The following is a 17,889-nucleotide window of genomic DNA, read 5'->3' as shown; positions in this document are numbered from 1 at the left end:
CCCCCTCCTTTAAAAAACTTTATAATTTGTTAGACGTGATAGTACAAAATAAGTAATGATTCCAGCGAGAAGCAAACTGATATAGTAGTTAAGTAAGAAATTAAATTGATTTATTTTATAGCCACCTAGTAATGCAAAGTAAATGGTTGTCCCCCATATCCATATGCGTAAATGTTTTTGGAAAATAAATATTTTTTGAGCGTTTTCATTTGGCGATCGTGTATATAAATATGCGCCAAGTAGTAAGTAAAATATTGTATACAAAATAGGAACTAGCACTGACTTAGCTGAATAATACGTATGATTTGCCGGATCTCTTAAAGTGGTTGAATCGTTTTCTTTCTTACGTGATTTTGGATCATAGTGGTAACGAATCGTAAAATTATATATTGGTGCAACTATATTTGTTTTTTGATTGATTTCATGAAGTTGTTCATACAAGTTGTTATTTCTATTATCTGTAGCATGTAAATGGTTTATTGTAAAAGTGTACACTAATGGAATAAATGTAAGCTCCATTAGAAGCCACGGAATACAAAAAACGACTTGCGAAACAACGCTTCCAGTAAAAGTACCGATACATAATGCAGCTGTATATACTGCAACATAAGAGACAATTGCATAAAGAAAGTATCGATGAAATGGTCCAAATGATTGATAATCAAAATGAATGGTTGTTCTATAAATAACATACATAAGGATCCAATTTATAAGTAATGAGCCTACAATACAAAATGAACCAAAAGCCCATTTAGATAAAAAAACATCTTTTCTTTTAAATGGCATCGTCATAAGTAAAGTATTAGACTGGTTACTACGTTCCCAGCCCATCAATAAACAAGCTAAAGCAATGATAAGAACAGTTAACCAAACGCTATTACTTTCCCCAAATCCAAAAGAATAGAAATAATAGTACGTTCCCTTTTCTTGCAAATCGTGATATTCAGCAAGTTGTCGCTCGGCTGCTTTATAGTATCCGAAAGATAAAAGATAAAGTGAACTAAAGAAAAAGAGTAAAACAGCATATTTCCCGCGTTTCCAGTTCCACATCCACAACGCCTTATGAAACATACCCATCCTCCTCAAGTGTCGTAACGAAGACATCTTCAAGTGACATTGTTAATTCTTCAATGAGTATTGGTTGCTCTTTATAAAATTTTTCAAGCGTTGCAGCAACATTTCCTTCTATTAAAATCGTATATACTTTTCCGGTTTGGTTTAATATTTTTATATTGCTTAAGTTTTCTAGTTTTTGAGGTAATGAACGCTCATAAGCAACTTGTATTTTAGCAAATTGTGATTTTGCATCATCTAGTGATGTAATAGAAGATACGGTATGGCCTTTTAATATAATGATTGTATCTGCAATTTGTTCGACTTCATCTAAATGATGAGTTGAGATGAAAATGGTAATCTCTTTTTCTGCAACTTCTCCAACGAGAAATTGTAAAATCTGTCTTTTAACGATAGGATCCAGCCCGTTTGTCGGCTCATCTAAAATGATATATTCTGCTTTTGCAGCGAAAGCTAAAATAATCGCAAGCAGTGCTTTCATTCCTTTTGAGTAACTACGAATTCTTTTATTTGGTAAATTAAAACGTTCTAACAGTTCATAGAAATATGGTTCATCAAAAGCTGTATAAACTGCTTTATAAAACTTCACGATTTCCTTCACTGTATATCCGTTTAATATGTTAGTAGAATCTGGAACGTATACAACTTTTTGTTTCATTTCAGGATGCTTATGAACATCTGTATCCTCATATGTAACAGTTCCTTCATCGGGGTCTAAAATACCGACCATCGTTCGTAATAAAGTTGTTTTCCCCGCGCCATTTCTTCCGAGCAATCCGACGATACTACCTTTTTGTAATGTGAAAGAAACATCGTCTAAAATCGTTTGGTTATCAATTGTTTTCTTCAAGTTTGTCACTTTCAGCATCTGCATTCCCTCCAATCTCTTTATAGTATGAATCTATCCAGTTATGAATTTTATCTTTCGTAATCCCAAGATAAGAGGCTTCTAGTAGTAATTGATGAAATTGCTTTTCAACCATAGCGATTTTCCTTTCGTCTAATGTTGGGGTAATCGATTGAGATACAAATGTTCCTTTTCCTCGTAATGTTTCAATAATCCCTTGTCGCTCTAATTCTTGATAAGCTTTGCTTACTGTATTTGGATTTATAACGAGCAAAGAAGCGAGCTCGCGTACAGAAGGGAGCTTATCACTTGGAGCTAACATGTTTTTTAATACGAGCTCTTTTATATTTTGAACAATTTGTTCCCATATCGGAGTGTTGCTTCTTGGATCAATTTGAATATGCAAGAGCAATGTCTCCTTCCTGATGAGCATTAAGTGTACTATTACGTATAATACACTTAATACAATATAAGCAATGAATGTATTTGTCAACTGAAAATGATAGAAAAATATGGTATTAAAAATGAATAAATTGGAAAAAATAAGTTTGATATAGAATGGAGGGTTAGTCATGAAGCGAGTTTTTGGAATACTTGTTTGTTTCATATTATTGCTTTCTGGTACTTCAGTTAGTTTCGCACAATCTGAGAAAACGAAGCAGGAAAAAACAGAAGAAACCACGCCGAAGTTAGCGGAACAAGCATCGTCAGCAATCGTAATTGAGCAAGATACAGGTAAAGTTTTATTTGATAAAAATCCGAATGAAAAGTTGCCACCTGCTAGTATGACAAAGATTATGACAATGCTATTAATTATGGAACAAGTTGAAAAAGGAAAACTAAAACTAAACGATAAAGTTAGAGCGAGTGAACACGCAGCTTCAATGGGCGGATCACAAATTTTTCTAGAACCTGGGGAAGAGATGACTGTAAATGAAATGTTAAAGGGCATTGCAATCGCATCTGGAAATGATGCATCTGTTGCAGTAGCCGAGCATATCGCTGGTTCAGAAGAAGGATTCGTAAATATGATGAACAAAAAAGCGAAAGATTTAGGACTGAAAAATACACATTTTCAAAATCCGACAGGTCTGCCAGCGAAAAATCATTATTCCACAGCGAATGATATGGCTATTATGGCGAAAGAATTGATGAAGTATCCACTTATTCGAAAATATACAGGTAAATATGAAGACTATTTACGTGAAAATACGGATAAGAAATTTTGGCTCGTTAATACGAATAAGTTAGTACGTTTTTATCCTGGAGTAGATGGAGTGAAAACGGGCTTTACGACGGAAGCGAAGTATTGTTTAACAGCATCAGCTGAAAAAAATGGAATGCGTGTTATTTCAGTTGTTATGGGCGCACCTACATCAAAAGAGCGGAACAATCAAGTGACGAAACTGCTTGACTATGCATTTGGACAATATATGACAAAGAAATTGTATACACGTGGCGAAAAAATTAAGACTGTACAAGTAGGAAAAGGTAAGAAAGAAAAAGTAGATTTAGTTGCGTCGGACAATGTGTCTCTTCTTATGAAGAAGGGTGAAAATATGGACAAAGTTAAACAAGAAGTAGTCGCTGAAAAGAAAGTGAAAGCGCCGATTAAAAAAGGTGATGCACTTGGTACACTCGTTATTAAAAAAGATAAAGATGTTTTATTAAAACAAACAATTGTAGCAAAAGAAGATGTTGCTGCAGCGAGCTGGTGGGAGTTATTTAAAAGAAGTTTTGGGATGTTTTCAACATCAAAATAGCGGTGGGAATTTTGCCGCTTTTCTGTTCGTATTCACGGGGATAATTGCTGAAAGGTTTCACTTTATGACGAAATAGTTCTTCTTTTGTCAGTAGGAAGGATTCTTGTTTTATATCACGAAACTCTTATGTTAATGAGTAAAGTTTGAGCATAAGGAGGAAATCGTGTGAGTCTTTCCATGCATTTAGAAGTAAAACGTGACGTCTTATGTGTGAGGTTAGAGGGTGAATTAGATCATCATACTGCTGAAGAGTTGCGAACGAAAGTAACAGATATGATTGAGACACATGGTGTTCATCATATTGTTTTGAGCCTAGAGAACTTAACATTTATGGATAGTTCCGGTTTAGGTGTTATATTAGGCCGATATAAACATGTAAAGGGATTAGGTGGAGAGATGGTTGTTTGTGCAATTTCACCGCCTGTTAAACGTTTATTTGAAATGTCAGGTCTATTCAAAATTGTTCGTTTAGAAGAAAGTGAAGCGCATGCGCTCGCGACGTTGGGGGTGGCATAAATGAGAAATGAAATGAACCTTCAATTTTCAGCTTTAAGTCAGAATGAATCATTCGCTCGTGTTACAGTAGCTGCTTTTATTGCACAACTAGACCCGACGATGGAAGAACTAACAGAGATTAAAACAGTTGTGTCAGAAGCGGTTACAAATGCAATTATTCATGGGTATGAAGGAAATGCAGAAGGTGTTGTTTATATTTCAGTGATTTTGGAAGAGGCAATGGTGAAACTCACGATTCGAGATGAAGGGATTGGTATTTTTAACTTAGATGAAGCAAGACAACCCCTTTTTACAACTAAACCTGAATTAGAGCGTTCCGGAATGGGATTTACTATCATGGAAAATTTTATGGATGAAGTAGAGGTTATTTCAAACGAATCTTTCGGGACAACAATCCATTTGACAAAATACTTATCAAATAGTAACGCTCTATGCAATTAAGGAGAATAGCCAATGGACATAGAGGTCAGAAATGAGAAGAAGAAACCTCAGTTAAAGGACCACGAGCTAAAAGCGTTAATTCAAAAAAGTCAAGATGGAGATCAACAAGCGAGAGATACAATCGTTCAAAGTAATATGCGTCTCGTATGGTCGGTTGTGCAGCGGTTTCTTAATCGAGGGTACGAACCAGACGATTTATTTCAAATTGGATGTATTGGGCTCTTAAAATCGGTAGATAAATTTGATTTATCTTTCGACGTGAAATTTTCAACATATGCAGTTCCAATGATTATTGGTGAAATACAACGATTTTTACGTGACGATGGATCAATTAAAGTAAGTCGATCTTTAAAAGAAACAGGCAACAAAGTTCGGAAGATGAGAGACGAGCTTTCGAAAGAATTTGGAAGGGCTCCAACGATTAATGAGGTAGCAGAGGCTCTTGAACTAACGCCGGAAGAAGTTGTTCTGGCGCAAGAAGCGAGTCGTGCTCCTTCGTCGATACATGAAACTGTGTATGAAAACGATGGAGATCCAATTACTATTTTAGATCAAATTGCAGATCAATCGGAAACGAAATGGTTTGATAAAATTGCTTTAAAAGAAGCAATTAAAGAACTGGATGAACGAGAACGTCTAATTGTATATTTACGCTATTATAAAGACCAAACTCAATCAGAAGTAGCGGAGCGCATAGGCATTTCGCAAGTACAGGTTTCAAGACTTGAAAAGAAAATATTAAAACAGATGAAAGATCGAATAGATGAATAGCTATCTATTCGATTTTTTTATTTTCACGAAAAGGAGAAGATTCCAACTATCGCTAAAAAATTTACAGAATTTATTGATAATTTAGTTAATTTAAACTATAATCCAAGTATGAACTTGTCACAAAGGGGGAAGGAAACATGGAAACGAGGCAACAATGGGGGACGAGGGCTGGATTTATTTTTGCAGCAATCGGTTCCGCTGTTGGACTAGGGAATATATGGCGTTTTCCTTATACAGCGTATGAAAACGGGGGAGGCGCATTCTTTTTACCGTACTTATTTGCATTATTAACGACTGGTATTTCATTGTTAGCGTTCGAGTTTGCTCTTGGGCATCGTCATCGTGGTTCGGCGCCACTTACATTCTTCCGTATTCATCCACGTGCTGAATTTATTGGGTGGTGGCAAATGTGTGTGACATTTATTGTTTCAACATATTACGCTGTAATCATTGCTTGGTCTATTTCGTATACGTACTTTGCAATTACTGGAGCATGGGGGAAAGACACGCAATCATTTTTATTTAAAGAATATTTACATGTTGCAGATAAGCCAGGACAATTCGGGGGGCTCGTACCAGAAGTATTAATTCCATTGGCTCTCGTTTGGATTATTGTGCTTGGTGTTGCGTTTAAAGGAGTTAAAAAAGGGATCGAAGTTGTTAACCGCATTTTTATTCCTTTACTAGTTGTTATGTTCCTTATTATCGTTGTTCGTGCAGTGACGATGGAAGGTGCGATGCAGGGGCTAGATGCATTCTTTAAACCAGATTGGAGTCGTATTTTTGATGGGAAAGTATGGCTTGCTGCTTACGGTCAAATTTTCTTTAGTTTATCTTTAGCATTCGGAATTATGATTACGTATTCTAGTTATTTACCGAAAAACTCAGATACAACAAATAATGCTTTTATTACAGGATTTGCAAATTCAGGATTTGAATTATTGGCAGGTATTGGTGTCTTTGCAGCTCTTGGATTTATGGCAAATAACATGGGGGTACCGGTTGATAAAGTAGCTAGTGCTGGCGTAGGACTTGCATTTGTAGTATTCCCGCAAATTATTAATGAGTTACCGATGTCGCCGTTATTTGGTGTATTATTCTTCTTATCTCTAACTGTTGCTGGAATTACATCACTCATTTCACTTGCAGAAGTATGCTTTGCCGCTGTATCTGAAAAATTCGGTTTGAGTCGTCAAAAGACGATTGGAATTATGGGAACGCTATTAGTATTAGTTTCTCTTGTTTTTGCAACGCGTGGTGGACTTATGTTCCTAGATGTTGTTGATTACTTCGCTAACAATTTTGGATTGATTACAATTGCACTAGTTGAAGTAGTTACAATAGGACTAATCTTGCGCCGTTTACCAGTTTATCAAAATCATGCAAACTTTGTATCTGATATAAAGTTAGGAACGTTTTGGAGAGTGAGTTTACTCGTTATTACTCCACTTATGTTAGGGTATATGCTAATTGATGGTACAATCGAAAACATTAAAAAGAACTACGGAGGTTATCCAACAGAGTTTGTTGTAACGTATGGTTGGTCGATAGCGGCAGCGTTTCTTATAGTTGCACTAGTCATTAGTCTGAAGAAATGGAATGCACAAATACATTCAGACTCTGCCCAGCTTGAAAAAGAATGGAAGGACCGAGGTGTTTCATGATGAGCGGATCAGCGATTATGATGATGGTTATAGGTATGGTAGTCATTTGGGGAGGACTTGCATTAAGTATTGCAAATTTATTTAAGAAAAAGGCATAAGCTAAAAACATCTGTACCGAAATGGTACAGATGTTTTTTTTATGAAAAAATTGTATTAGAAAAAATTCCAATAACCATACTACAACTACGAGGAAGAGTGAAGGGGTGAATGAAAATTGGAACAAACGATTTATATTAAAATGCGCAACCGTTTAAAAGTGTCTCCTACGTATGAAGTAAAGCTGAGCGATGTTGCTCAACTTGTCGGAGATTCTTTGGTAGTTGAGTCGTTACAAAATGAGATAGTCTACAAAATAACAGCGCATGATAAAACACATGTTGTAATTGATGTTATGAAAGTGATTGAGATTATTCAACAAAAAGCGGCTCACATACAAATTAATTTACTTGGTTCTGGACAAACTCTTGTTGAAATTATATACGAAAAAAAGAAAGTGCATCCAGTTTTCTTCGGACTTGTATGGTTGTTACTTTTTATTGGAGCGGCCCTTGCGATCATTTATTTCCATGAAGATGTAAGTATGCAACAAGTACACCAACGGTTATATTACATGATTACTGGAGAATTTAAGGCGCAACCACTTTTATTTCAAATTCCTTATTCATTAGGTCTTGGATTAGGTATGGTCTTATTTTTTAATCATGTATTTCAAAAGAGAATTAATGAAGAGCCGAGCCCGTTAGAAGTTGAGATGTTTCAATATCAGCAGTCGCTTGATCAATATGTAATTGTTCATGAAAACAAGGATAATATGAAACAGATTGCTGATGATTGAGTGTGCATTTGTTGTATTAATTGGTTTAGCTGGAGGGATTGCAGTAGGTAGCGGATATGTCGCGTTTTTAGCTGTACTTGGTATAATCCCTCGTTTAGCTCAATTAACGAGAAGTGGAAAGCATATTCAATATTTTGAGTGGGCGGTCATTGCAGGTACTTTAGCAGGGGCTTGGTGTAGTTTGAAAAATATTACATTTCAAACGTCACAATATTGGCTTGTTATATTAGGGATATTTTGTGGCACATTCATTGGAATGCTCGCTGCGGCGTTAACGGAAGTGTTAAACGTTTTACCTATTTTAGCGAAACGAGTAAGGGTAGAGGGGAAAATTGTTGTTTTACTCGTTGCTCTTGTACTTGGGAAAGTAATAGGCTCGTTGTTTCACTGGATTTATTTCGTAAAGTAGGAGGCAATGTATATGGCAGGGCGAAAATTGAAGGACGATTACATAAATAAAGTGAAGGAGTACCATCCAAAACCGAACTATTTCATAAATTGTGTGAAGGCATTTCTTGTTGGTGGACTCATTTGTACGGCGGGAGAAGTGTTGATGAAATTTTATATACATTACTTTCACTTTAGTGAGAAAGAGGCAGGAAACCCTACAGTTGCAACTCTTGTTTTACTATCAGCGATTTTAACAGGGTGTGGTGTATATGATAAAATCGGGCAGTTTTCTGGGGCGGGATCAGCAGTACCGGTTACTGGATTTGCGAATTCTATGGCGAGTGCTGCGCTAGAACATAGGAGTGAAGGGATTGTTCTAGGAATCGCTACTAACATGTTTAAGCTTGCAGGAAGTGTCATTGTATTTGGAGTCGTAGGTGCATATATTATCGGGTTAATAAGATATACATTTCAAATTTTAATGTCTTAAAGGAGGGGTGGGTATGAGATTGACAGGAAAACAAACGTGGGTATTTCAAAATGATATCTTCGTGAATGCAACTGGTACTGCTGTCGGTCCGAAAGAAGCTGAAGGCCCTCTTGGAAAGGATTTTGATATTTCATATTCTGACTTACATTGCGGAGAGGAAAACTGGGAACTTGCTGAACGAAGGTTAATGTCAGACTCAATTCAACAAGCGATGCAAAAAGGGAATATAAAAAAATCGCAAATTGATTTTTTTTTAGCGGGAGATTTATTAAACCAAACAGTGACAGCAAATTATGTTGCTCGTGAGTATGGTATTCCTTTTTTAGGGATGTTCAGCGCTTGTGCGACGTCAATGGAAACTTTGGCGGTTGGATCAGCTTTTATAGATGGTGGATTTGCGAATCGTATTTTAGCTACAGTAAGTAGTCATAATGCGACGGCTGAAAGACAATTTCGTTACCCAACAGAATACGGAGGACAAAAGCCAGGGACAGCAAACTCAACTGTTACCGGAGCAGGGTCAATATTAATTAGCAATGAGGAGAGTGCAATTAAAATAACAGCAGCAACAATTGGTAAAGTACAAGATTTAGGAATTGCTAATCCTTTAGATATGGGATCAGCGATGGCACCAGCTGCTGCTCATACAATTCAACAGCATTTTGAAGATTTGAGAAGAAGTGCAGCTGATTATGATCTTATTGTTACTGGTGATTTATCAGCTGTTGGGACACCAATTGCGAAACAACTTTTACTTGAGGAAGGTTATGATTTGGGGAATGTATACAATGATTGTGGATTAATGATTTACAATTCAAATCAAGAAGAAGTGTTTGCAGGGGGCAGTGGTTGTGCTTGTTCTGCTGTTGTAACATACGGACATTTATTGCGTGAAATGCAAAAAGGGAATTTACAAAGAATTTTGGTCGTTTCAACTGGAGCTCTATTAAGCCCCATGATGATGCAACAGAAGGAAACGATTCCAACGATTGCGCATGGTGTTGTGTTTGAAAGCGTTAAAGGAGAGTGAATTGTGGATTTTATATATGCATTTCTTGTAGGAGGAGCTATTTGTGTAATTGGACAAGTGTTGCTAGATTTCGCAAAGTTAACACCGGCACATTTAATGGCAACTTTTGTAGTCGCCGGAGCTATTTTAGACGGATTCGGATTGTACGATAAGCTTATAAAATTTGCAGGTGCTGGGGCAACAGTCCCTATTACAAGTTTTGGACACTCACTATTGCACGGGGCAATGCATGCGGCAGAAAAACATGGATATTTAGGAATTGGAATCGGTATGTTTAGCTTAACGTCTGCGGGGATTTCAGCAGCGATATTATTTTCATTTTTTGTTGCACTTATATGTAAACCGAAAGGATAAATCAAATGAGACGAAGGGTTGTTTTGGTCACAGATGGAGATGAATATGCAAAGCGGACAATTGAGCTGTTAACAAAGGAGTTTGGGGGAAGGTGTATTTCAGCATCGCAAAGTAATCCGACCAAATTGACAGGGAAGAAAGTTGTTGAGCTTATTATGCAAACGCCATATGACCCTGTATTTGTCATGTTTGATGACAGCGGATTTATAGGAGAAGGATCTGGTGAAAAGGCGTTAAAGTATGTCGCAACACATAAACAAGTTGATGTACTGGGTATTTTAGCAGTAGCATCTAATACACATCATTGGGAATGGGCACGTGTAGATGTAAGTGTAGATCGGAATGGGAATTTGACAGAATACGGCGTTGATAAATTTGGACTCCCAGATGGTGACATTGGTAGGATTAGTGGGGATACGATTTATTGTTTAGATGATCTGAATGTTCCTGTCATTGTGGGGGTCGGTGATATTGGCAAGATGTGCGGAAATGATGAATGGGAGAGAGGATCACCTATTACTAGAAAAGCGATTCAATTAATTTTGGAAAGGAGTGGGTTTTATGACGAAGCCTAAAAAAGTGAATATCCCGATTTCATCTTTTTTAAGTGATAATGAAAATTACTTAAAGCAAACAGTTGGACTAGGTGTTACATACGATGTTGGTATTCGTAAATTTCAAATTTTAAATAAAGAAATTGGTGTGTTATTTGTAAATGGACTTTGTGATACGAATTATATTATCCCTATTTTAGAAGAAGCGGTGGATACAAATGAAATAAGGGATGTAGAAGAAGATACAGTAAAGCTTTTGGAGAATCGTTTAATTCATCAACAAGTAAGTAAAGTAAAAACGATGGATGATGTAATGCTCCAAGTATTATCAGGACTCATTGTTATATTTGTGGAAGGTGAAACGGAAGCGTTCGCAATAGATGTTCGTAGTTATCCAGGGCGGACACCGACAGAACCAGATACAGAAAAGGTAGTGCGCGGTGCAAGGGATGGATTTGTTGAAAATATCGTTGTAAATACAGCGTTAATTCGTAGAAGAATACGCGATCCACGTCTTCGAAATGAAATGATTCGAGTAGGGGATAGATCGCAAACGGATATTTGTATTACATATGTACAAGATGTTGCAAACCCAGATTTAGTAAAGATTATAAAACAAGAATTAAATAACATTGATGTAGACGGGATTACGATGGCGGATAAAACAGTAGAAGAATTTGTAGTCAAGCAAAGCTATAATCCCTTCCCGCTTATTCGATATACAGAAAGGCCGGATGTAGCAGCAAATCATCTATTAGAAGGACACGTGCTAGTGCTCGTTGATACATCACCAAGTGTTATGATTACGCCAACAACATATTTCCATCATTTACAGCATGCAGAGGAGTTTAGACAAAATCCCGCTGTAGGTACATTTTTACGTTGGGTACGTTTTTTAGGTGTTATATTTTCGTTATTCTTATTGCCGTTTTGGTTAGTTTTTGTATTTGATCCAACTCTTTTGCCTGAAAGCCTTGCTTTCATTGGACCAAATAAGATGACGCATTTACCAATTTTATTACAAGTTTTGATGGCGGAAATCGGACTCGAATTTTTAAGGATGGCTGCCATTCATACACCGACATCATTGTCGTCTGCAGCAGGATTAATTTCTGCCATATTAATTGGTCAAATTGCAATTGATGTAGGTTTGTTTGTACCAGAAGTTATTTTGTATGTAGCGGTTTCTATGATTGGATCATTTGCTACGCCAAGTTATGAGTTAGGGCTTGGGAATAAGATTGGAAAATTATTTGTTATTATTTTGACGGGTATATTTCATGAAATGGGATTTGTCATTGGAATGACGATATTGACTCTATTTTTAACATCTATAAAAAGCTTGCAAACACCGTATTTATGGCCGTTTTTACCGTTTGATTGGGGCGCGTTAACGAAAATTTTACTCCGTCCAACTATGTCTAGTCTAAAAGTGCGTCCAAGTATTGTAAGACCTCAAAATGTAAGAAGACAAAAATAAGCGGGATTATGCTCTCGCTTATTTTTTATTGAAAATTTATTATTTTTTTAACAAAAACCAAACATTTTTTTTGTACAATTAGAGTAGATATTGTGTATGAAAGGGGAAGAGGACATGATTAAATTATTTGTAAGTGATTTAGATGATACGCTCGTTTACAATGTGAATGATATGCAAAAAGAAGATGAGCGAGCGCTTTGTTGGCTAGCTGAAAAAGGGACAAATATTTGTTTTGCCTCTGGCCGTTTTACTCACCGAATTGATGAGGCGGTAAAACGGTTTTCGTTCCCGTATTACACAACTAGTTTAAATGGAGCGACGATGATACTACCAGATGGAAAATTATTTCATGAATCGAGTTTTGAAGATGGGGTTGCCCAGGAAATATATCGATATATACATAAAAAGGGACTAGCAGATATTGTTTGTGCAAATGAGCAGCGATATACAAAAAGGAAGAATAAACATCATCATACTTTTGAAGAGTATATGGGAGTGCATATTGCTGAAATCGAAGAACTAGAAGAGGAATTTGGGAAGACTGTACGTCCTGCGAAATTGTTTGTTTTTGGAGAAGAAGAAAAAATTGTAGCATTAGATCAAGAGTTGCGAGATACATTTCATAGCGAAGCGGAAGTTTTTATATCGGGTAAGCGCTATGTTGACATTATGCCAAGAGGTGTAAGTAAAGGAAGCGCTCTGAAACGATTAATGGAACATTTACAAATTGAAGCAAAGGAAGTTGCATGTATTGGAGATTCTTTCAATGATATTTCTATGTTTGAAGTAACCCCGCACTCCTTCACCCTCCATCATGCTCATCCGTATGTGAAGGGGAGAGCAAATCATGTTGTTCGTTCGGTTGAAGAAGCTGTTATGAAATTACCGTTACTTGTATAAAAAGGAAGCTCGCCAGCGGCGAGCTTCTTTTTTACTTGAATAAAGATTTAACGAAATCAATGATACTAGAGAAGAAATCTTTTACTTTATCTAGGAAACTTTGTCCTTCTTCAGATCCTAAGAAGGCAGACACATGGTCTTTTGCTTTATCTAATTGGCTACCAACTTGGTTCCAATCGATATTAAGGTTTTTCATTTTATCAAATAACGATACTAAGTTATCCAACTGTTCATCTGTTAATGTAATACCGAGTTGATCAGCAATTTTTTTAATTAATGAACGTAAATCTTCAGTTGTTTTTGGCTGTTCTTTTGCAATTTCTTCTTTAATCTTTGCAACAAGTTGAACTGCTTTTTCTTCACCGATTTTATCACCAAGTTTTGCTGTTTGTACCATTTCTTCATTGGCTACTTTTTTAACATCTTCTGGAATCTCTTTGTTCGATGTTGTTTCATAGGCCTTCATTAAACCTGTTAAAGCAGCAGTTCCGGAAACTTTAAATGGTGCAGTAATTTGAATCTCTGCATCTTTCACACCTGCTGTAATAAGTGCATTTGTGTACATTGCATCTGTTATCGAATTAATGTTTTTTGAGCGTACAATGAGACCTGACCCTGGTTTTGTGTATGTAATCATAGAAGAGGAAATTGCTCTTGTACCAATTTGTGCTTTTGGAACAATTCCTTCTAGAAATTTATGTTCTTCCGCATTAGACACAGTGATGATTGTAGCATCTTTTGGTGCTTTCATTTCTTTTAACAGATCTTGTTTTTGTTGTTCAGATAAGTTTTCTCCTAGTGTAACAATTGATTCTCCCTCAATGATGTCTGCAAATGAAGCTGTTGGCATAATACATACGGCTACAGCTAATAGCAGAGCTAGTAATTTCGCTTTCACGAAAAATCGCTCCCTTTCTCTTTCTGAAATTTTCGGGCAACACAGTTATTATAGTATATTTTTAAAATTTGTCACCTAGCTTTTCCCACATTTCGAAAAAGAAGTATGCAGATTGTCGGATTCTTTTTGTTTCTCGTCATGAATATGGTAATATAGTGCTGAGATAGTTGAAAGGAGACATATACATATGAAAACTTTAGGATACATATTAATGGAAAATGGCGAAAAAATCGATTTAGAATTTTTCCCAGAAGAGGCACCAAAAACAGTAGAAAACTTTAAAAAATTAGCAGAGCAAGGATTTTATGATGGTGTGACATTCCACCGCGTTATTCCTGGCTTCGTAAGTCAAGGTGGAGACCCAACAGGCACAGGTGCAGGTGGCCCAGGTTACTCTATTCCATGTGAAACTGATGGAAATCCTCATAGACACCTTGTTGGATCACTTTCTATGGCACATGCTGGCCGTAATACAGGTGGTAGCCAATTCTTTGTTGTTCATGAGCCACAACCGCATTTAGATGGCGTACATACTGTATTCGGTAAAGCAACAAGCGGTATTGAAACGATATTAAACATGCGTCAAGGCGATGTAATGAAAGAAGTTAAAGTTTGGGAAGAATAAGTTATGAGAAAAAGAGAGCGATTTTGCTCTCTTTTTTTACTTCCTATAAACAGGAATTGGTATATATTTTAAAGTATATGACACAAATAGGACGGCTACTAACGTTAAATTATATTGTTCATGAGAACACACTTTTAATAAAATACATAGGATGGAGTACGAATTATATGCTTCAATAAATGTATTTCTCTTAACATATTGCTTTTGGTAGAACTATTTTGTTCAAAAGTGGTTAATAAGTGAAATGTGATGAGAAAGGGATTTTCCTTTTAGTTCCTATACAGTATTGTCTCTTTTTTGAGCGGTATAATAGAAAGAAATAGCGTGGAAACATATATTTGACTTTCTTCTTAACGCTTTGTATGATTATCAAGTTGTTTCAGCCTCTTCTCACTCTGGTAAAAATATTGTAGAATGAATGTGATATGAAAAGAGTGATTGATGGGATAAATAGTTTATAACTTTTGTAAGAAGGGATAAGGGTTATGTTAATTCGTTTTAAAAAAAGTTATGAAAAAATTGCAATGGGGCTTCTTTCATTTATGCCAACTGAAAAAGATGTAAAAACATTACAATTGACAATGAAAGAGTATGAAGCGAAAGAGGATTGGCAATTGTATTTGTGGAAACAAAATGAAGATTTTGTTGGGATAATGGGGATTATAAAAAAAGAAGATCAGGTATTGGAAATTCAGCATTTGAGCGTGAATCCGTCTCACCGCCATATGGGGATTGGGACGAAGATGGTTCAAGAGCTTAAGAGTAAATTTCTTGAGTTTACAATTTGCGGAAATGAGCAAACAGCAAGTTTTTGCAAAAAGTGTAAAGAGCTTGAACAAAATATACATTCATGAAAGCAGGGATAAGTAGTTTATTATCTCTGCTTTCTTTTTTGTAGTTGTTCGTGTCGTTCAGAAATGACTTCTGTTCGATCACGCAATGTGTGCTTATTTATGATGGATTCACCAGGAATGACGTTCCCATCTTTCCAAGAGAGGTTTTGTTTCTTACATAACTGTATGCATTGTTTTTCTAACGATGCGTCTAATAATGGTAAAAATAACGGCGCGAAAATTTCCTTTTTGTGGATAGATTGTAACCTTTCATTTAATAAGAATATAAGTTGTTTATGATCTATTCCTAATTGATGTAACGGCGCACTGTTCTTTTCTAAAAGTGCTATTGCGCTTTTTATCATCTTCTCTGCACCATTCCAGTTGGATCGTCTGTGATGGTATAAGGAAACAGCAATTTGAATGAGACCGACTAAGTAATTGTCGCGTTCTCCTCTAGGTTTTAATTTCCAATACTCTTCTAATATTTCATGACATTCAAAGTAATCATAGTCTCCGTGAAAATGAATTAAAAATTGTATGTACTCGGTAGGATACATTTTTTTCGCTCCTGTCTAACGATTATATGTACAGTGTATCATAGAAATATTAACAATAAGCGACTAGGGAAATATCCCTAGTCGCTTTATTGCTTCATATTAGCAGAAGCAAGCTGCTCCTACAATGATTAGTAAAATGAACAGTACAACAAGTAATGCGAACCCACCGCTAAAACCGCAATCAACGTGACCCATAGTTTTTTGACCTCCTACATTGTTCTTACTACATTGTTATCATATGAAGCGGTGGGCATTATGACATGGGCATAGGTCTATTTTTAATTAAATTTCTTAAAAAGGTTGGATAGAACATGAGTATGCTCTATACTTATGTTGTTATAGAAAAAATGTGGTGGGATGCTTTGTGCAGTATAATTTTAAAGTAGAGGCTTTTGAAGGGCCTTTAGATCTATTGTTACACTTAATACATCGTTACGAAATTGATATATATAATATTCCTGTAGCGGAAATTACAGAGCAATATCTATCTTATGTCCATACGATGAAAGAATTACAATTAGATGTTGCCAGTGAGTATTTAGTAATGGCTGCAACGTTATTACAAATTAAAAGTAAAATGTTGTTACCGAAACAAGAAGAAGATGTACCTGATAACGGTGAAGACTTTATAGATGACCCTCGTCAAGAATTGATGGAGAGGTTAATTGAATATAAGAAATATAAGCAAGTTGCTACTGAGTTAAAAGAAAGAGAACAAGAAAGAGCACAGCTATATACACGTCCGCCAATTGATTTTACATCATTTCAACAAGAAGAGGAGACAAGCTTACCTCTTGATGTTACGTTATATGATATGTTAGCGGCATTTCAAAAGCTAATGCGTCGTAAAAAAGCAAAGACCCCCGTGACAACGCGAATTACTCGCCAAGAAATACCAATTGCACAGCGAATGACTGATATTCTACAACAGTTAGAAGTAAAAGGCGGTCGTCAAAGCTTTTATGATTTGTTTGCTGATGAAGAACGTGAAATAATGGTTGTAACATTTTTAGCGGTTCTTGAGCTAATGAAAAATCAACAAATCATAATTGAGCAAGAACATAATTTTGATGAAATTTTCGTGTTAAGCTCTAATAAATCCGTATAGAGCCAGCATGTGAAGATGGGATAGAAATATTTTATCTTATGTTAGGTTTTAATGCATCGTTTGGAACGAGAGAAGAAATATTGAACCGAACGCATTTACTGTGATTCGGTTTTTTTATGTGTATTTTTATGGAAAATAGGAGGAAGGAGTTCGTAAAATGGATAGAAAAGAACAAAAAGCGATTATTGAAGGGCTTTTATTTGTTGCAGGTGACGAAGGGATTTATCCGGAACAGATAGCTAAAGTTCTGGAAGTTGAAGTGGAAGAAGTAATAAACAGTATAGAGGAAATGCAAAAAGAATGTGAAGGCTCGAATCGAGGGCTGCAAATTGTACAATATGCAAAAGTGTATCGTTTTGCAACAAAGAAAGAACATGCTGCATACTATCAAAAATTAATAAATACCCCAACAACGGCTTCACTGTCTCAAGCAGCTCTTGAAACGTTGGCAATCGTTGCGTACCGTCAACCGATTACAAGGACAGAAATGGAAGAGATTCGAGGAGTGAAAACAGACAAGGCATTACAAACGTTAGTTTCACACTTACTTATAAAAGAAACGGGAAGAGCGGAAGGGCCAGGGCGCCCTATTTTATACGGAACGACGAAAGAATTTTTAGATACGTTTGGATTGAAAACATTAGATGATTTACCACCTCTTTCGGAAGAAAATGAACAAATGAATGAAGCAGATTTATTCTTTGGTTCTTTACAGGAATTATCAAAATAAAAGCTTAGCATTTTGCTAAGCTTTTT

Annotated in this window: 24 protein-coding genes; 18 read left to right on the top strand and 6 right to left on the bottom strand. The window is 36.1% G+C overall.

Translation table 11 applies throughout. The features are described 5' to 3' along the window. Window positions 1-9: 9 nt before the first annotated feature. The 3 genes from FT637_RS02560 to FT637_RS02550 are packed head-to-tail and all read right to left on the bottom strand — an operon-like array spanning window position 10 to window position 2,327. On the bottom strand, window positions 10-1,071 hold the full coding sequence (locus FT637_RS02560) for an ABC transporter permease subunit (protein ID WP_193645009.1): 1,062 nt from the start codon (window positions 1,069-1,071) through the stop codon (window positions 10-12). Beyond that, on the bottom strand, window positions 1,061-1,942 hold the full coding sequence (locus FT637_RS02555; protein ID WP_193645008.1) for an ABC transporter ATP-binding protein: 882 nt from the start codon (window positions 1,940-1,942) through the stop codon (window positions 1,061-1,063). The genes FT637_RS02560 and FT637_RS02555 overlap by 11 nt, the downstream gene beginning before the upstream one ends. Then, window positions 1,908-2,327 carry a GntR family transcriptional regulator gene (locus FT637_RS02550; RefSeq protein WP_193645007.1) on the bottom strand — a complete coding sequence of 140 codons (420 nt, stop codon included), beginning with the start codon at window positions 2,325-2,327 and terminating at the stop codon, window positions 1,908-1,910. Before FT637_RS02550 ends, FT637_RS02555 begins: the two co-directional genes overlap by 35 nt. A gap of 166 nt (window positions 2,328-2,493) precedes the next feature. Between FT637_RS02550 and dacF the strand changes: the two genes are divergently transcribed. The 14 genes from dacF to FT637_RS02480 all read left to right on the top strand — a co-directional run bounded on the left by dacF (window position 2,494) and on the right by FT637_RS02480 (window position 13,109). Continuing rightward, a complete protein-coding gene (gene dacF / locus FT637_RS02545) occupies window positions 2,494-3,684 on the top strand; it encodes a serine-type D-Ala-D-Ala carboxypeptidase DacF (protein ID WP_193645006.1) in 1,191 nt (396 codons plus the stop codon). 165 nt (window positions 3,685-3,849) lie between these two features. Next, the gene (gene spoIIAA, locus FT637_RS02540; RefSeq protein ID WP_002088460.1) at window positions 3,850-4,200 is read left to right on the top strand and encodes an anti-sigma F factor antagonist; all 351 of its coding nucleotides are present in this window, start codon (window positions 3,850-3,852) and stop codon (window positions 4,198-4,200) included. Next, the gene (gene spoIIAB / locus FT637_RS02535; protein ID WP_001243400.1) at window positions 4,201-4,641 is read left to right on the top strand and encodes an anti-sigma F factor; all 441 of its coding nucleotides are present in this window, start codon (window positions 4,201-4,203) and stop codon (window positions 4,639-4,641) included. A gap of 12 nt (window positions 4,642-4,653) precedes the next feature. Next, complete coding sequence (gene sigF, locus FT637_RS02530; protein WP_193645005.1) at window positions 4,654-5,412, top strand: RNA polymerase sporulation sigma factor SigF; 759 nt, start codon at window positions 4,654-4,656, stop codon at window positions 5,410-5,412. Between the two features lie 137 nt (window positions 5,413-5,549). Beyond that, complete coding sequence (locus FT637_RS02525; protein ID WP_193645004.1) at window positions 5,550-7,076, top strand: sodium-dependent transporter; 1,527 nt, start codon at window positions 5,550-5,552, stop codon at window positions 7,074-7,076. After that, window positions 7,076-7,174: a methionine/alanine import family NSS transporter small subunit gene (locus FT637_RS02520; RefSeq protein ID WP_000016829.1), complete on the top strand. Its 99-nt coding sequence runs from the start codon at window positions 7,076-7,078 to the stop codon at window positions 7,172-7,174. The genes FT637_RS02525 and FT637_RS02520 overlap by 1 nt, the downstream gene beginning before the upstream one ends. A gap of 116 nt (window positions 7,175-7,290) precedes the next feature. Then, window positions 7,291-7,911: a stage V sporulation protein AA gene (locus tag FT637_RS02515; RefSeq protein ID WP_193645003.1), complete on the top strand. Its 621-nt coding sequence runs from the start codon at window positions 7,291-7,293 to the stop codon at window positions 7,909-7,911. Further along, window positions 7,904-8,320, top strand: coding sequence for a stage V sporulation protein SpoVAB (spoVAB, locus tag FT637_RS02510; protein ID WP_193645002.1), 417 nt, complete (start codon window positions 7,904-7,906; stop codon window positions 8,318-8,320). Before FT637_RS02515 ends, spoVAB begins: the two co-directional genes overlap by 8 nt. Window positions 8,321-8,332: 12 nt before the next feature. Beyond that, window positions 8,333-8,791 carry a stage V sporulation protein AC gene (spoVAC, locus tag FT637_RS02505; protein ID WP_002067042.1) on the top strand — a complete coding sequence of 153 codons (459 nt, stop codon included), beginning with the start codon at window positions 8,333-8,335 and terminating at the stop codon, window positions 8,789-8,791. A gap of 13 nt (window positions 8,792-8,804) precedes the next feature. Beyond that, on the top strand, window positions 8,805-9,821 hold the full coding sequence (gene spoVAD / locus FT637_RS02500) for a stage V sporulation protein AD (protein ID WP_193645001.1): 1,017 nt from the start codon (window positions 8,805-8,807) through the stop codon (window positions 9,819-9,821). 3 nt (window positions 9,822-9,824) lie between these two features. Then, window positions 9,825-10,175 (top strand): stage V sporulation protein AE, encoded by a 351-nt coding sequence (gene spoVAE, locus FT637_RS02495; RefSeq protein WP_002014916.1) that lies wholly within the window; start codon window positions 9,825-9,827, stop codon window positions 10,173-10,175. Between the two features lie 5 nt (window positions 10,176-10,180). Next, complete coding sequence (locus FT637_RS02490) at window positions 10,181-10,750, top strand: stage V sporulation protein AE (RefSeq protein ID WP_193645000.1); 570 nt, start codon at window positions 10,181-10,183, stop codon at window positions 10,748-10,750. Beyond that, the gene (gene spoVAF, locus FT637_RS02485; protein WP_193644999.1) at window positions 10,737-12,209 is read left to right on the top strand and encodes a spore germination protein SpoVAF; all 1,473 of its coding nucleotides are present in this window, start codon (window positions 10,737-10,739) and stop codon (window positions 12,207-12,209) included. The genes FT637_RS02490 and spoVAF overlap by 14 nt, the downstream gene beginning before the upstream one ends. 96 nt (window positions 12,210-12,305) lie before the next feature. Further along, the gene (locus FT637_RS02480) at window positions 12,306-13,109 is read left to right on the top strand and encodes a Cof-type HAD-IIB family hydrolase (RefSeq protein ID WP_193644998.1); all 804 of its coding nucleotides are present in this window, start codon (window positions 12,306-12,308) and stop codon (window positions 13,107-13,109) included. A 31-nt stretch (window positions 13,110-13,140) separates the two neighbouring features. Here FT637_RS02480 and FT637_RS02475 read toward each other — a convergent pair whose 3' ends face one another. After that, the gene (locus FT637_RS02475) at window positions 13,141-14,007 is read right to left on the bottom strand and encodes a DUF1002 domain-containing protein (RefSeq protein ID WP_193644997.1); all 867 of its coding nucleotides are present in this window, start codon (window positions 14,005-14,007) and stop codon (window positions 13,141-13,143) included. A 187-nt stretch (window positions 14,008-14,194) separates the two neighbouring features. On the opposite strand from FT637_RS02475, the gene FT637_RS02470 reads away from it, so the two are divergent. Together FT637_RS02470 and ribT are read left to right on the top strand one after the other, a co-directional pair. After that, window positions 14,195-14,632: a peptidylprolyl isomerase gene (locus FT637_RS02470; RefSeq protein ID WP_193644996.1), complete on the top strand. Its 438-nt coding sequence runs from the start codon at window positions 14,195-14,197 to the stop codon at window positions 14,630-14,632. Window positions 14,633-15,117: 485 nt separating this feature from the next. Beyond that, on the top strand, window positions 15,118-15,486 hold the full coding sequence (gene ribT, locus FT637_RS02465; RefSeq protein ID WP_000908403.1) for a GNAT family N-acetyltransferase RibT: 369 nt from the start codon (window positions 15,118-15,120) through the stop codon (window positions 15,484-15,486). A gap of 20 nt (window positions 15,487-15,506) precedes the next feature. Here ribT and FT637_RS02460 read toward each other — a convergent pair whose 3' ends face one another. Together FT637_RS02460 and FT637_RS02455 are read right to left on the bottom strand one after the other, a co-directional pair. Beyond that, entirely contained in the window at window positions 15,507-16,025 is a 519-nt protein-coding gene (locus tag FT637_RS02460) for a DUF309 domain-containing protein (protein WP_193644995.1), read from the bottom strand. A 99-nt stretch (window positions 16,026-16,124) separates the two neighbouring features. After that, on the bottom strand, window positions 16,125-16,220 hold the full coding sequence (locus FT637_RS02455) for a YjcZ family sporulation protein (protein WP_000510194.1): 96 nt from the start codon (window positions 16,218-16,220) through the stop codon (window positions 16,125-16,127). A 169-nt stretch (window positions 16,221-16,389) separates the two neighbouring features. On the opposite strand from FT637_RS02455, the gene FT637_RS02450 reads away from it, so the two are divergent. Together FT637_RS02450 and scpB are read left to right on the top strand one after the other, a co-directional pair. After that, on the top strand, window positions 16,390-17,133 hold the full coding sequence (locus tag FT637_RS02450) for a segregation/condensation protein A (protein ID WP_002088436.1): 744 nt from the start codon (window positions 16,390-16,392) through the stop codon (window positions 17,131-17,133). Window positions 17,134-17,290: 157 nt separating this feature from the next. Then, window positions 17,291-17,863, top strand: a complete 573-nt coding sequence (gene scpB / locus FT637_RS02445; protein ID WP_002088435.1) for an SMC-Scp complex subunit ScpB — start codon at window positions 17,291-17,293, stop codon at window positions 17,861-17,863. Window positions 17,864-17,889: the final 26 nt, after the last annotated feature.

Source organism: Bacillus cereus (assembly GCF_015071065.1).
GTDB lineage: Bacteria > Bacillota > Bacilli > Bacillales > Bacillaceae_G > Bacillus_A > Bacillus_A cereus_BA.
The sequence above is the reverse complement of the archived record's forward strand: the minus strand, read 5'-3'. Positions and strand labels throughout refer to the sequence as shown.

What these genes read in the sequence shown, in the direction of transcription:
- FT637_RS02455 (WP_000510194.1), bottom strand. Translation starts at nt 16,220, where the DNA reads ATGGGTCACGTTGATTGCGGTTTTAGCGGTGGGTTCGCATTACTTGTT.
- FT637_RS02555 (WP_193645008.1), bottom strand. Translation starts at nt 1,942, where the DNA reads ATGCTGAAAGTGACAAACTTGAAGAAAACAATTGATAACCAAACGATT.
- FT637_RS02480 (WP_193644998.1), top strand. Translation starts at nt 12,306, where the DNA reads ATGAAAGGGGAAGAGGACATGATTAAATTATTTGTAAGTGATTTAGAT.
- FT637_RS02560 (WP_193645009.1), bottom strand. Translation starts at nt 1,071, where the DNA reads ATGTTTCATAAGGCGTTGTGGATGTGGAACTGGAAACGCGGGAAATAT.
- FT637_RS02490 (WP_193645000.1), top strand. Translation starts at nt 10,181, where the DNA reads ATGAGACGAAGGGTTGTTTTGGTCACAGATGGAGATGAATATGCAAAG.
- FT637_RS02525 (WP_193645004.1), top strand. Translation starts at nt 5,550, where the DNA reads ATGGAAACGAGGCAACAATGGGGGACGAGGGCTGGATTTATTTTTGCA.
- spoVAF (WP_193644999.1), top strand. Translation starts at nt 10,737, where the DNA reads ATGACGAAGCCTAAAAAAGTGAATATCCCGATTTCATCTTTTTTAAGT.
- FT637_RS02520 (WP_000016829.1), top strand. Translation starts at nt 7,076, where the DNA reads ATGAGCGGATCAGCGATTATGATGATGGTTATAGGTATGGTAGTCATT.
- scpB (WP_002088435.1), top strand. Translation starts at nt 17,291, where the DNA reads ATGGATAGAAAAGAACAAAAAGCGATTATTGAAGGGCTTTTATTTGTT.
- spoVAC (WP_002067042.1), top strand. Translation starts at nt 8,333, where the DNA reads ATGGCAGGGCGAAAATTGAAGGACGATTACATAAATAAAGTGAAGGAG.
- FT637_RS02470 (WP_193644996.1), top strand. Translation starts at nt 14,195, where the DNA reads ATGAAAACTTTAGGATACATATTAATGGAAAATGGCGAAAAAATCGAT.
- dacF (WP_193645006.1), top strand. Translation starts at nt 2,494, where the DNA reads ATGAAGCGAGTTTTTGGAATACTTGTTTGTTTCATATTATTGCTTTCT.
- spoVAD (WP_193645001.1), top strand. Translation starts at nt 8,805, where the DNA reads ATGAGATTGACAGGAAAACAAACGTGGGTATTTCAAAATGATATCTTC.
- spoVAB (WP_193645002.1), top strand. Translation starts at nt 7,904, where the DNA reads ATGATTGAGTGTGCATTTGTTGTATTAATTGGTTTAGCTGGAGGGATT.
- sigF (WP_193645005.1), top strand. Translation starts at nt 4,654, where the DNA reads ATGGACATAGAGGTCAGAAATGAGAAGAAGAAACCTCAGTTAAAGGAC.
- spoIIAB (WP_001243400.1), top strand. Translation starts at nt 4,201, where the DNA reads ATGAGAAATGAAATGAACCTTCAATTTTCAGCTTTAAGTCAGAATGAA.
- ribT (WP_000908403.1), top strand. Translation starts at nt 15,118, where the DNA reads ATGTTAATTCGTTTTAAAAAAAGTTATGAAAAAATTGCAATGGGGCTT.
- FT637_RS02460 (WP_193644995.1), bottom strand. Translation starts at nt 16,025, where the DNA reads ATGTATCCTACCGAGTACATACAATTTTTAATTCATTTTCACGGAGAC.